This is a genomic window from Nocardia sp. NPDC056611, assembly GCF_042792755.1.
In the GTDB taxonomy this organism is placed as follows: Bacteria; Actinomycetota; Actinomycetes; order Mycobacteriales; family Mycobacteriaceae; genus Nocardia.
In genome coordinates, this window is record NZ_JBHTVV010000005.1 from 157,662 (window position 1) to 170,705 (window position 13,044).

Sequence of the window (13,044 nt, forward strand, 5' to 3'; positions counted from 1 at the left end):
ATGCGGGTGCTCGTCACCGGACATCAGGGGTATCTGGGGACGGTCATGGTGCCGTTCCTGCAGCAGGCCGGGCACGAGGTAACCGGTTTGGACACCGGCTATTTCGCGGACTGCGTGCTGGGCGACGCTCCGCCCCCGCCGCCCGCCATCGAGGTGGATCTGCGCGAGGTGACCGTCGATCAGCTCGCCGGGTTCGACGCGGTGGTGCATCTGGCGGCGCTGTCGAACGATCCGCTGGGCGCGCTGGCGCCCCGGATCACCTACGACATCAACCATCACGCCTCGGTGCGGCTGGCCCGGCTGGCCAAGGAGGCCGGGGTGCGCCGGTTCCTCTACGCCTCGACGTGTTCGGTGTACGGCGCGGCCGGTGACGGCCTGGTGACCGAGGACGCGCCGCTGCGTCCGCTCACCCCGTACGCGGAGTCCAAGGTGCGGGTCGAGGACGATGTGGCCGCCATCGCCGACTCCGGCTTCTCCCCGGTGTTCCTGCGCAATGCCACCGCCTTCGGCTTCTCGCCACGACTGCGGGCCGACATCGTGCTCAACAACCTGGTCGGGTACGCGGTGCTGACCGGCGAAGTCAAGGTCCTCTCCGACGGCACGCCGTGGCGGCCGCTGGTGCACGCGCAGGACATCGCGCTCGCCTTCGCCACCTGCCTGGACGCCCCGATCGAGGCCGTGCACTGCCGTGCCTACAACGTGGGCGCCGAGACGAACAATCTGACGGTCGCGGAGATCGCGCGGGCGGTGGTCGACGTGGTCCCGGAGTCCACGCTGGCCATCACCGGCGAGAGCGGCGCGGATCCGCGTTCCTACCGCGTCGATTTCGGTTACGCCCGTAGGGAACTGGGCTTCGAGGCCGCGTGGAGCATTCCCGACGGCGCGGCCGAGCTGTATCGCGAGTACACCGCGCGCGGGCTCACCTCGGAGGGCTTCTTCCAGCGCTTCACCCGCCTGGCGCACCTGACGTCGCTCAAGGAGGCCGGGGTGCTCGACGACGAACTGCGCCGGATCAGGACCGGGGTGTGAGGTGATGGGCGGCGAGCAGCTCGCGCCACGATCCCGCACCCGCGTCCCGCTCCGACACCACCGTGACCGGCTGCGGCCAGGCGATGGCCAGGTCGGGATCGTCATAGGCGACACCCAGGTCCTCGGCCGGGTCGTGCGGGCGGTCGATCCGGTAGCAGACGTCGGCGACCTCGGTGAGGGCCTGGAAGCCGTGCAGGAAGCCCGGCGGCACGTAGAGGTGCCGGAAGTCGTCGTCGTCCAGCAAGAAGGCCTGCCGCACACCGAAGGTCGGCGACTCGGGCCGGATATCGACGAGCACGTCGTGCACGGCGCCGTGCGCACACCGCACCAGCTTGGCCTCGCCGCGGCCGGAGCGCCCGTGCATTCCGCGCACCACGCCCCGGCGCGAGCGCGACTGCGAGTCCTGCACGAAGCTCGCGGCCGAGCCCGGCCGGCCCAGGTGCTCGTCGAACTCCTCGGCGTCGAAGGTGCGGGTGAACAGGCCGCGATCGTCGCGGAAGGGTTGCGGGATCAGCAGCAGGACGTCGGCGAGGTCGGTCGCTTCGATACGCACCAGGCCATGCTGCCATGAGCGGGGCGGAGGAGGAGGCCGTGCGGACGGATCCGGCCCGGGGATGCCGCGGCTGCGGGCACGGCCCACTGGTCCGGGTGCTCGATCTCGGGAAAATGCCTGCGGCGGACGACTTTCCGAGTCTGGACTCGATGTCCGGCGGCGACGAGGCGGCGTATCCGCTGGCCATGGACCTGTGCGCCGGCTGCGGGCTGGCGCAGCTGGCCGAGGACGACACGGTCACCGCCGAACCGCGCGGCGTGGAACCCCAGGCGCTACGGGATCAGGCCGCGGACGCGGTGTCCCGGGTGGCCGCCGGGGGCTGGCTGCCCGGCGGCGGCACCGTGCGCGAGTTCGGCAGCCCGCACGGCGGCAGCTGGCTGCCGCTGCTGACCGACCGCGGCTACTCCGTCACCGCGGACCCCGCCGACGTGGTGATCGACTGCTTCGGCATCATGCACGAACCCGATCAGCGCGCGGCCTTCGCGCGGCGGGCGGCGGCCACGGCGCCGGGCGGGGTGCTGCTGGTGCAGTTCCACTCGCTGCGCGCGATCGTCGAGCAGGGGCAGTGGAACGCGTTGCGGCACGGGCATTTCGCCTACTACTCGATGGACTCGCTGCGTACCCTGCTGCGGTCGGCGGGCTTGGCCGCGGTCACGGCGTGGGATTTCGAGCTCTACGGCGGCACCGTCCTGGTGGCCGCGGTCCACGCCCCCGCCGACGCCGATCCGGCCATCGCCCGAATTCGCGTCGCGGAGGCGGCTGTCGCGGACCCGGCCGTGGTACGCGGACTCCAGTCGGCCGCCGACCACCAGGCGCACACCCTGCGTGCCTGGCTGGATTCCGAGAATGCTTCCGGCAGCACCGTTTACGCCTACGGAGCGGCCTCCCGCGCGGTCGCCCTGCTCCATCTCGCGGGCGCGCACCGCGGGCTGCTGGCCGGGGTGGCCGACGCCTCCCCGGGCAAGCAGGGCCGCCGCATGCCCGGAACCGACATCCCGATCATCTCGCCCGCGGAACTCGTTGCGGCGCAGCCGGATCGGGTTCTGCTGACGCTACCGGACCTGTTCCCCGAGGTTTCCTCCCGGTGGCCCGAACTCGACGGGAAGTGGGTGATCGACGTGCGGGAATCGCTATGAAACCCAGCAACTCTCGTCCGGCGGCGGCATGACGGCGCCGGGCACGCGACTCGTCGGCCGGTGAGCGCGATCATGCGATTGCGGCCACACGCAGGGTAATCGAGTGGGATAGTCTCAGCGTGGGGTAGATCACCGGTCGAGGGGGACGGGTGGACGTTCATCCGTGCCCTGAGTACACAGGGGAATCATCAAGCGAGCGTACGCAATTACGCAGCAACACCTGATGAGGGAATGGGAATTATCATGCGCAACACCAAGACCGTGCTCTCGCGCACGGCGGCCGTCGCGATCGCCGGCACCATCGGCGTCGTCCTGAGCGGCGGCGCGTCCGACGCGGCCGTCGACGGCAGCAACTCCATCGTCGATCAGCGGGGCCGGACCGTCGAGGCCCTGTCGGCGGACACCCGTATCGATTTCGTGCCGCCCCTCGACGGCAATCCGCTCACCCGCGAGTGGTTCCACAGCGGCAAGGCCTGTTTCACGGTGGCCCTGCCCGCCGGTGATCCGTGGAGCGGTCACCTCACCATGGGCTACCAGGTGGGCTACCCGGCCACGCTGTCGGGCAAGATCTCGTTCCAGTACCAGACCCCGGGCCTCGAGCTCGAGATCGGCGGGGACGGCCCCAAGGTCGACATCTACAACCTGATCCCGACGCTGGGCGTGCAGCTCGACGTCGGTTTCGGCCCGGGCATCCAGTCGGTCGACGTGGCGGGCGGCGATGTCTCCGGCGCCGACGGCTGCATCATGATGTCCGGCTTCCACGGCACCGTGACCGGCGTGCTGGGCACCACCACCATCCGCCCGTTCGTACGCCTGGTGAGCAGTGCCGGTGACACCGTGGTGGCCTACGGCCCGCTGGCCCGCATCTGATGCCCCGGGTCCGGGCGGTCTCGCACCTCGCGACCGCCCGGGCCCGCGGATCGGATCATGATGCGGCGCAGCGTTGTCCGCGTGCCTCGCCCCGCTCAGTGCAGGAGATCGGGGCGGCGCAGCGCGGTGGCGACGGTGCGCACGCGGACGCGTTCGGCGGCGGCGCGGGCCAGCCGCCAGTCCCCACCGAGCACCGCGCCGCGGCCGACGTATTCGGGGTACTCCGACCCCAGCCGGTGATGGAAGCGCAGCATCTCGGTGAGCTTGCTGACCGTCGAGGTCCGGCTGCACAGGTTGAAGCTCGAATTGCGCCAGGCCGCCAGGATTTCCGGCATGCCGATGAAGTCGCCGAAGGCGCAGACGCGGGCGAACAGGTCCACGTCCATGGGGAAGACCAGGTCGCCGCGGAAGCCGCCCACCCGGTCGAAGTCCTGGCGGCGGAAGACGGCGGCGGCGGTGGGTCCGAAGTCGGCGGGGCCGCGGTGCACGATGGTGCGCATGAGGGCGCGGGCGTCGCGGCGGCCCAGCAGGTCGGGCAGGCCCAAATCGCTCTCCTCCACGAGGCCGTGCTCGTCGATGACCTGGAATTTCGAGGAGCAGATGGCGATGCCGTTGTCGCCCATGATCTCCAGTTGCCTGTCCAGCGCGCCGGGCAGCAGGATGTCGTCGGCGCAGACGACCTTGACGAAGCGGCCCGAGGTCAGCGAGACGGCCTTGTTCCAGTTCTCGCCGATGGGCAGGGTTTCCTGATTGCGGTGGATGACCACCCGCGGGTCGTCGAAGGACTTCGCGATGGCGCCGGTGTCGTCGGTGCTGGCATTGTCCAGGACGACGACCTCGATGTCGGTGTCCTGGTCCAGAATCGAGCGCAGCGTGGTCTCCAGGGTGCGGCCGGAGTTGTAGGCCGGGACGCACACCGAAAGGTTCTTCATCATTCCCCCTGAATTGGTTCGGCCGGTTCGCCGGGTGAGCCCTCACCTCCCGCCACGAGCCGGAACACCCGATCCAGGCCCGCACGGCCGGCGTCGATCTGCTCAACTGCTTTCTGCTGCAGAGTATCCCGCAGCTCGGGCGCGGACTCCCACAACTGGCGAATCGCACGAGTCAATTCGGCGTCGAGATTGTCCACGTCCAGGTGCACGATGCGCAGCCCGGCGTCGGTGCCGGCGTCGAACATGTCGGCCAACCCATAGAATTTGTCGTCGTAGTACTGCGAGGCCGTTACAGCCACGGCCGGAATACCCTGGGAGAGCGCGAAAACCGCGAGGTGGTAGGCGCTGGTCACCAGGACCCGGCAGCGCGAGACCTGTCGCGCCACGTCCTGGGCGGTGCCCGCGCGGCCGATGACGGGCCGGGTCCGGGCGGCGCCCTCGAGCAGCGGCAGCGTGTGGCGGCGGTCCTCGTCGTCGTATTCGGAGATGATGAGCGGGGCGAGCGCGGTGTTCAGGGCGGCGGCCTCGCGACGCAACACCTCGCCGAGGGTGTCGCGGGCCGAGTCGGTCACCTTGGAGTAGTCCGAGATCCGCAGGCACAGGCCCAGATCGGTGCCGATGCCCGGGCGGCGCAGCCGGTAGGAGAACTCCACCGCGTCGTCGCCGGTGACGAGGATCTTGTCCTCGGGCACACCGAGCTCGGCCAGCAGTTTGGGCCCGCGCCGACCCTCGCGCAGGGCGATGAGGTCCGCTCCCGGCAGCACCTCGGCCGCGCGGCGCAGCAGGTCGGCATCGCGCATGGGGCCCAGTCCCTGCCCGATCATGACATTCGGAATGCCGTGGCGCTGAGCGGCTTCGAGCAGGTTGAGGGTGCGATGCGCCTGATACAGGTCGACATCGGTCATGTACCCGCCGCCCTGGGCGATGACCAGGTCCGCCCCGGCGAGCGCCGCCGGAACCGGCGGTAGTTCCGGAATGCCGGCCGGTTCGGGCTCGGGTGTTCCGGTGGCGAGCGCGTGAACTTCCTTGCGCGCCCAGTTCTTCACGCCGCGCAGATAGTGTTTGGGCACCTCGGTGGCCGATCGCCAGCGCAGCGCCGCCGGGCCGAGTACGTGCACCCCGGCGGTCTCCTCGAGCCGTCCCGCGAGCCCGTCGCGTCCCCACGGCCCGCCCGCGTGCGCCACCACCGGCTCGGCGTGCGGCAGCACCCCGCGCAGGATGTGCGGCTCGTCGGTCAGCATGCCGATGCGGGCGTGCGGCCACTGTTCCCGCAGTCGTTCCACGGTCATCACCATCATGGCGATGTCACCGCGATTGCGGAGCCAGTACTCGCCGTTGTCGACGAGCACCTTCAACGTCCCGGCACCATCCCCCGCGCCAGAGTTCCCCACGCGATTCCTTCCGACGCTCGTTCCGAGCACGAATCCGGTGCGAATCTATCGCACGACCAGCTCTTCGCGCTACACGAACGAAGGGCCCGCGCAGCGCGAAATCGATTCGCCCGCAAGATCATAACTGGGCACACGACCATTTCGGTCAGCTCGGAAACAAGGGGCTGACCCACTTGCTGCACAGCCACTTTCCGTCGACGTAATCCATCGACATGGTGATGTTCTGATGCTTGGCCTTGTCGGGGGTGTTCTTGGTGGCGGCGGTCAGCTCGGTGATGTCCACCGCCAGCTCGTAATGGGTTCCGCCGCCGGAGGTCACCGTGCACGCCGCGGTGTCGGACCAGGTGTGCTCGGCGTCGTTCTCGAGCAGCAGCCGGATGGTCGGCAACAGCGTCTGGGCCTGCGACTTCCACTGGCCGGTCGCCCCGGCGATCACCTTGGCCTGCCAGCCGTCGCCATTGCTGTAGTCGTAGGAGCTCATGAGCTTGCCGTAGTCACAGGCGGCTTGGACCGCGGCCTCCTCGGCCGCGGCCGCGGGCACCGGCGTCCGGCCGATCGAGGTGCCACCGCCGGTGACCACGGCACGGAACGCGCCGGTGCCGAATCCGAGGCCGACGCCACCGGCCACCACGAGCGCGACCGCGAAGGCCGCGATCAGCCGCTTGCGACCGCGACCGGAGGCGGGCGCACCCGTCGCGAACCGATGTGCGGCGCCATCCATTTCGTGCGGTCCACTGCCGCCCACGACCGGATAGCGCGGTCCCGACCGCGCACCGAGCTGGGTCGGCATCTGCTCGAACCGCTCCCGCGTCGACCCGGGCTGCCCGGCCGGGCTCGGCTGGGTCGTCGCCCCGGTGAAGGTGACGGGGACCTCCTGCCGCACCCACGGCCCGTGCCCCCGGTCGGTGGCGGTGAGCGCCGCCTCGGCCGCCGCGGCCAGTTCGCCGCAGCTGCCGAAGCGGTGGTCGCGGTTCTTCGCCAGCGCGCGCTCGATGACCGCGTCGAAGGCCGGGGGCACGGTGCCGTGCACCTGGCTCGGCCGCGGAATCGGCGCGCCCAGGTGGGCCGCGACCAGCTGCGCCGTGCTCTCCCCCGGATACGGCAGCTGCCCGGTGAGCATGTGGAACAGCGTGCAGCCCAACGCGTACACGTCCGCGCGGTGGTCGGTGTCGCCGCGCAGCTCGAACTGTTCGGGGGCGGCGTACTGGAAGCTGGCGTACATCTCACCGGTGCGGGTGAGCGTGCTGGTGTGGTCGACCGCTTTCGCGATCCCGAAATCGGCCAGGAAGACCTGCTGTTCGGTCCCCCAGGCCAGCAGGATGTTGGCCGGCTTCACATCGCGGTGCAGCACGCCGGACCGGTGCGCGTGGTCCAGCGCCCGCGCGGTCTCGCCGATGATCCGCACCGCGTGGTCCGGGCGCACCGGGCCGTCGCGCAGGATCGCCGCCGCGTCGGTGCCCTCGACGTACTGCATGGCCATCCAGAGCCGGTGATCGTCATTGCCACGCGCGTACACCGCGACGATGTTCGGATGCGACAGCCGCGCGGCGGTATCGGCTTCCCGCAGGAAGCGGGCCCGCACCTCGGGATCGTCGGCCTTGCCCGCGGCCAGCAGTTTCAGTGCGACCGATCGGGGCAGATCGCGGTCCTTGGCGAGGTACACCTCGCCCATCCCGCCGACGCCGAGCAGCCGTTCGATGGTGTACCCCGCGAATACCTGCCCTTGCGCGAGTGTGCGCCCCACAGCCTGCCTGCCCTCTCCGACCACATCATTCCCGCCGATCACCGTAACCCAGATCCCGTTCGGCGACGCGGACGTCAATCACCCGGGATGCTTTTCCGAATGGAAGCGAATTACTTATTTTCTGTCACAACGTAATTCGGAATTCGTTCCGGTCCACCCCGGCAGGATTTGATCTTTCCTGCCTATTAGACTGGTCAGTCGCATGATTGCCGTCCGTTAGCCCTCCTCCACCCTCGGATTGGCATACACTTGCGCTGCAAGGGCGTTCGGATCGGGATGTCGGTCCGAATGGTGGTGACGGACCCGGGGGTGAGGGTTTTGACACGGCCCATTCGGGTGTTCATGACGGGGTCGGAGTGGTTCACGGCCGCTCACGGGGGACTGAACCGGTACTTCACCGATCTCGCCGAGGCGCTCGCCCGCGACCGCGGAATAGCGCTCAGCGCACGAGCTTTCGGCGACGCTCCCGCCGGGGCGGGATCCTGGGGACCGACGGGCGGCTCCACCCTCGATCGCGCCCGCACCGCGTTCCTGGATCGGGACGCGCTCACCCGCGACACCGTGATCGACCGGCACTTCTGCCTGTACGGTCCGGCCGCGGTGCGGAACCCGCTGGTGGTCCATTTCCACGGACCGTGGGCCGCCGAGAGTCGCATGGCGGGCGAGGGTCCGCGCGCGGTCCGGGCCAAGTATCTCGTCGAGCGTTTGCGCTACGCCCGCGCCGACCGATTCATCGTGCTGTCCGACCATTTCCGGCGTCTACTGGTCGGCGACTACGGTATCCGCGCGGACCGGGTCCGGGTGATTCCGCCGGGCGTCGATCTGGACCGCTTCACCGCCACCGAGCCGGAGGCGAACTCCGGGATCGTGCTGTGCGTGCGGCGGCTGGAGCGGCGCATGGGCATCGACGTCCTGATCCGCGCCTGGTCCGCGGTCGCCGCCCGGCAGCCGGACGCGCGGCTGGTGATCGTCGGAACCGGTACCGCCGAGGCCGAATTGCGGGAACTGGCGACGCGCCTGTTCGGTGACGACGCGCACTCCCCCGTCCGGTTCACCGGCACGGTGTCGGACGCGGAGCTCACCGACCTCTACACCCGGGCCGATCTCACCGTGGTGCCGTCGCTGGCCCTGGAGGGCTTCGGCCTCATCGCCCTCGAATCCCTCGCCGCCGGACGCCCGCCCGTCGTCTCCGACTGTGGCGGCCTGCCGGATTCGGTCCGGAGCCTGGATCCCTCGCTCATCGTCCCGCCGGGCGATGCCGAAGCGCTCGCCGCCCGGCTGGTCGCGGCCCTGGACGGTGTGCGGCCGGATCCGAAACAGTGCCGCGCCCATGCCGAGACGTTCTCCTGGGCCGTCGCGGCTCGGCGACACCGTGACCTGTATACGGAGCTCACCGCTCGATGAACGCGCCGGCCGTCTTCCTGGCACACACCGCGGCCCCGTCCGGGGCCGAACTGGCGACCCTGCGCCTGGTCTCGGCCATGCCGGCCGGTCGCACCGCCGTGGTGTACACCGAGGACGGTCCGATGCTGCGGCTGATGGCCGAGCGCGGTATCGAAACCCGCGTCGTGCGCAATGGTTTCGACTCCCGCGCCATGACCATCGACAAGGCCGGGGTGCGCAGCCTGCTGGTCGGCGCGACGGGCCTGCTGCGCCTGGGCTGGACCCTGGGCGCGACCGTGCGCGAACTGGAGGCCACGGTCCTGGTCGCGGGCAGCACCAAGGCGATGCTCATGGGCGCGGTGGCCGCGCGCCGGGCGGGGGTGCCGCTGGTGTGGCATGTGCACGACCGGATCTCCCGCGACTACTTCGGCCGCGCGCTGGCACTGATCATCCGGGTGCTGGGCTGGGTGGTGGCCCGCGGCGTCATCGCCAACAGCCGCGGCACCCTGGCCTCGCTCTACACCTGGCGCCGCCGGGCCGTGGTCGCCTACCCAGGCGTCGAATTTCCCGTCGGCGACGAATCAGCGCAATTCGCTGCCGATTCCGGGATCGCCGGCGACGCGCGCCCGCAGGGTCAGCGTCCCGCCACCGAGACCGTCATCGCCGTGGTCGGCCGCCTCGCCCCGTGGAAGGGCCAAGACCTGTTCCTGCGCGCCCTCGCCGATGCGAAAACCCTTCCGCGCGAAGTGTTCCTGGTCGGCGGCACCTTCTTCGACGAGCAGTCCTACCGCGCCGAACTCGAGACGCACGCCACCGCTCTCGGCTTGCCGGTGACCTTCACCGGCCACGTGGACGACCCGGAATCCTATCTGCGCCACGCCGATATCCTCGTGCACTGCTCGGTGCTGCCCGAGCCGTTCGGGCAGGTCGTGGTCGAGGGCATGCGGGCGGGCTGCGCCGTCATCGCGACCCGGCCGGGCGGCCCGGAGGAGATCGTCGACCCGGGCGTGAACGGCCTGCTGGTGACCGCCGGGAACCGCGCCGAACTGACCCGCGCCCTGGACCGCCTGATCGCCGATCGGGAACTGCGCACCACGCTGGCCGACGCCGCGCGACTGCGGTCGCGGGACTTCGACGTGGCCGCCTCGGCCCGGACCGTCACCGACTTCCTCAACGGCCTGCCCGGAAAGCGGTGGCGTCGTGGATGATCCGACCGACCCGTTCCCCTACGACCCGCCCACCGTGCAGATCGAGGGTCTCGGCACGCTGGGCCGGTTGCGGCAGCGCCGCCACCTGCGCCACCGCATCCCCGAGGTCGATCACCAGGCCACCGCCTTCGAACATGACGAATCACGCCGCGACCACGGGCCGGCCGCGCACCGGCCCGCCCGCGCCGGCGCGCCCGGGTACGAGAGCGGAACCGGTCGCGGCCCGGGCGGATTCGACCGCGGGCCCGCGTTCGGCCGGGCGTCGTTCGAGGAGACCCGCGCCGCCCGCTACGCGGCCCCCTCGCGGGGACCGGTGCTCCCCACCTTCTACGGCGACCCGGTCGAACCGCCGACCGTCCGGCTGCCCGTCATCGTCCCGCAGCGCGACGCCTCGGGCGCGTACCGCCCCGCCGACGGCGAATCCGATTCCGCCGCGGATCATTCCACCGACACCGGGAAACACCGGAAACAACAGTCCTCGGGCTTGGGCGGCATCGGCGGCATCATCCGCGACATCGGTCTGGTGACCTTCGGCAAGTACGGTCAATACGTCATCACCCTGGTGACGGTCCCGCTGCTGGCGCGCATGCTCGGCCCGCACGGCACCGGCCTGCTGGCCATCGGCATATCCTCGTACTTCATCGGCTCGCTGGTGGTCGACCTCGGCGTCACCTCGTTCCTGGCCGCCAAGGTCCCCGAGGACGATCCGGGCCACCGCGAGGTGAACCGCCTGCGCGGCACCTATCTCGCCATCCGCGCCACCACCCTGACCATCATCGGCGCGGCCCTGCTGGCCACCATGACCGTCGGGGTCTCCCCCAAACTGCACATGGTGCTGCTGGGGCTGTTCGCCGGCGGCTTCTGGTCGGTCTCGGAGGACTGGCTGCTGATCGGCCAGGGCAGGTTCGGGACCTCCACCATGTATCAGGGCGTGGGCCGGATCGGCTATCTGGCGCTGCTGGTCGGGCTGCTACCCCGTTTCCCGAGCGCGTCCATGGCCGTGCTGTGCCTGCTCATCTCCTCGATCGCCACCGTCTCGCTGACCTGGTGGGATTCCTTCCGCCGGTTCGGCCCGCCCGCCCGGCCCTACGGCGTGACGGCCGTACTGCGGATGGCCGCACCGATTTTCACCTCCCGGCTGCTGGTCACCGGCTACGGCCAGGGTTCGGCCGCGGTCTACGGCGCGGTGCTCGAGGCGGCGTCGCTGGGCCTGTACTCCGCAGGCGACCGCCTGGTCCGCGCCATCCAGTCCACCCTGGACCCGATCGGTTTCGCGCTGTTGCCGCGCATGGCCCGGCGCAGCGGCGACGATCAGTTCTGGCGCAATCAGATTCAGATGATCGTCGGCTGCGTGACCCTGGCCTGCCTGGCGGTGGTGGCGGTCTGGATCATGGCGCCGACCCTGATCCACCTGATCTACACCGACGATTTCACCGGCGCGATCTCGCTGCTGCGCGTGGAGATCCTGATTCTGCCCGCCACCACCATCACCTCGTATGTGACCACCGCCGTCCTGCCGGTCAAGCAGGACACCATGGGCGTGCTGATCGGCGCGATCATCGGCACCTGCGTCGCGGCGACGGCCTTGGTGGTGGCCATGCGCACCGGCTCGGTGTGGAGCCTGGTCTATGGCACCGTTTCCGCGGAATTCGGTGTCGCGCTGTGGTACATCATCCGGGTGCGCTGGCTCATGGTCCGGGAACGGACCCGGCGGGACGGGCCGGTCGAACCGGCCACCCCACTGCTGACCAAAGGGGATGTGGCGTGAAGGTGCTCTTCGTCGGGGATGACTGGGTGGGCAGCAACGCGCGCTCGCTCGCCGACGGATTCCGGCAGGCCGGGCACGAGGTGGTCGTCATCGACACCACCGCGGTGACGCTGCCCGCACGCCTGTCGCCGCCGTGGGTGTACTCGAAGTTCGCGCACCGCCGCGCGCCCTGGGATGTGGAGGCCCTGCACCGCGAGATCGACAGCGCCGCACAGGCATTCGCGCCGGACATGCTGTTCGCGTTCAAGTCCGTGCACCTGGATCAGCAGCGGCTGCTGGGCGCCCGCGCCGGTCTGCATGTGCACTACAGCCCCGATGACGTTTCCAATCCGTACAACACCAGCCCGGAATACCTGGCACACGAGTCCGCATGGGACCTCATCGTCACCACCAAGTGGCACAACGTGCCCGAGCTCACCGCCCGTGGGGCGCAGCACGTGAAATTCGTTCGTAGTGCATATGATCCGGCGCTGCACCACGTCACCGCCCGCCGCACGGTGCGCCGATTCCTGCTCGGGTTCATCGGCGCGGTCCGGCCCGATCGCGAAGACCTCCTGGTCTCGCTGGCCCGTGAACACCACGGGGACATGCTGCTGCGCGGCCCCGGCTGGCGGCGGGTGCGCGCGCTGTGGCAGACCGGGGCGGACGTCGGCGGCGCGGTCTACGGCGAGCACTTTTCCGCGGCCGTCGCCGCCGTCACCGCCAACCTGGTGCTGCTGAACTCCGACAACCGCGACACCCACACCTGCCGCACCTTCGAAGTCCCGGCCGCCGGTGGGCTTTTCGTCGGCGAGCGCACCGACGAGCACGCCGAACTGCTCCAGGACGACGCCGAGTGCTACCTCTTCTCCGGCCCCGCCGAACTGCGCGAGATCCTGCGGCGCTGCACCAAGTATCCCGAGCAGGCCGCCAAGGTCGCCGAGGCCGGGCATCACCGGATCGTCGCGGGCGCGCACAGCTACGCCGACCGCGCCCGCGAGATCGTCGACGCCCTGGCATGAACCGGGTAACGCCGCGGGCCGACCGGCGG

At 70.3% G+C, this 13,044-nt stretch carries 11 protein-coding genes; 7 read left to right on the plus strand and 4 right to left on the minus strand.

All coding sequences use genetic code 11. The features are described 5' to 3' along the window. The gene (locus tag ACFRAQ_RS26160; RefSeq protein WP_379104103.1) at positions 1–1,029 is read left to right on the plus strand and encodes an NAD-dependent epimerase/dehydratase family protein; all 1,029 of its coding nucleotides are present in this window, start codon (positions 1–3) and stop codon (positions 1,027–1,029) included. Here the strand turns inward: ACFRAQ_RS26160 and rfbC are convergent. Next, entirely contained in the window at positions 1,013–1,582 is a 570-nt protein-coding gene (gene rfbC, locus ACFRAQ_RS26165; RefSeq protein WP_379104106.1) for a dTDP-4-dehydrorhamnose 3,5-epimerase, read from the minus strand. The two genes, ACFRAQ_RS26160 and rfbC, sit on opposite strands and share 17 nt — an antisense overlap. Positions 1,583–1,620: 38 nt before the next feature. Here rfbC and ACFRAQ_RS26170 point away from each other — a divergent pair, with 38 nt between their 5' ends. Both ACFRAQ_RS26170 and ACFRAQ_RS26175 read left to right on the plus strand, forming a co-directional pair. After that, positions 1,621–2,718, plus strand: coding sequence for a class I SAM-dependent methyltransferase (locus ACFRAQ_RS26170; protein ID WP_379104108.1), 1,098 nt, complete (start codon positions 1,621–1,623; stop codon positions 2,716–2,718). Between the two features lie 243 nt (positions 2,719–2,961). Beyond that, positions 2,962–3,588, plus strand: a complete 627-nt coding sequence (locus tag ACFRAQ_RS26175) for an MspA family porin (protein WP_379104110.1) — start codon at positions 2,962–2,964, stop codon at positions 3,586–3,588. Between the two features lie 95 nt (positions 3,589–3,683). On the opposite strand, the gene ACFRAQ_RS26180 is transcribed toward ACFRAQ_RS26175, so the two are convergent. From ACFRAQ_RS26180 to ACFRAQ_RS26190, 3 genes are all read right to left on the minus strand, one after another. Then, positions 3,684–4,523 carry a glycosyltransferase family 2 protein gene (locus tag ACFRAQ_RS26180; protein WP_379104112.1) on the minus strand — a complete coding sequence of 280 codons (840 nt, stop codon included), beginning with the start codon at positions 4,521–4,523 and terminating at the stop codon, positions 3,684–3,686. Next, a complete protein-coding gene (locus ACFRAQ_RS26185) occupies positions 4,520–5,911 on the minus strand; it encodes a polysaccharide pyruvyl transferase family protein (protein WP_379104114.1) in 1,392 nt (463 codons plus the stop codon). Before ACFRAQ_RS26185 ends, ACFRAQ_RS26180 begins: the two co-directional genes overlap by 4 nt. 145 nt (positions 5,912–6,056) lie before the next feature. Further along, entirely contained in the window at positions 6,057–7,655 is a 1,599-nt protein-coding gene (locus ACFRAQ_RS26190; protein WP_379104116.1) for a serine/threonine-protein kinase, read from the minus strand. Between the two features lie 342 nt (positions 7,656–7,997). Between ACFRAQ_RS26190 and ACFRAQ_RS26195 the strand changes: the two genes are divergently transcribed. The 4 genes from ACFRAQ_RS26195 to ACFRAQ_RS26210 all read left to right on the plus strand — a co-directional run bounded on the left by ACFRAQ_RS26195 (position 7,998) and on the right by ACFRAQ_RS26210 (position 13,015). After that, positions 7,998–9,059, plus strand: coding sequence for a glycosyltransferase family 4 protein (locus ACFRAQ_RS26195; protein WP_379104118.1), 1,062 nt, complete (start codon positions 7,998–8,000; stop codon positions 9,057–9,059). Then, positions 9,056–10,246, plus strand: a complete 1,191-nt coding sequence (locus ACFRAQ_RS26200; RefSeq protein WP_379104120.1) for a glycosyltransferase family 4 protein — start codon at positions 9,056–9,058, stop codon at positions 10,244–10,246. Before ACFRAQ_RS26195 ends, ACFRAQ_RS26200 begins: the two co-directional genes overlap by 4 nt. Before the next feature lie 484 nt (positions 10,247–10,730). Continuing rightward, entirely contained in the window at positions 10,731–12,014 is a 1,284-nt protein-coding gene (locus ACFRAQ_RS26205) for a lipopolysaccharide biosynthesis protein (RefSeq protein WP_379104945.1), read from the plus strand. Continuing rightward, complete coding sequence (locus tag ACFRAQ_RS26210; protein ID WP_379104121.1) at positions 12,011–13,015, plus strand: glycosyltransferase; 1,005 nt, start codon at positions 12,011–12,013, stop codon at positions 13,013–13,015. Before ACFRAQ_RS26205 ends, ACFRAQ_RS26210 begins: the two co-directional genes overlap by 4 nt. The last annotated feature ends 29 nt before the right edge of the window (positions 13,016–13,044 follow it).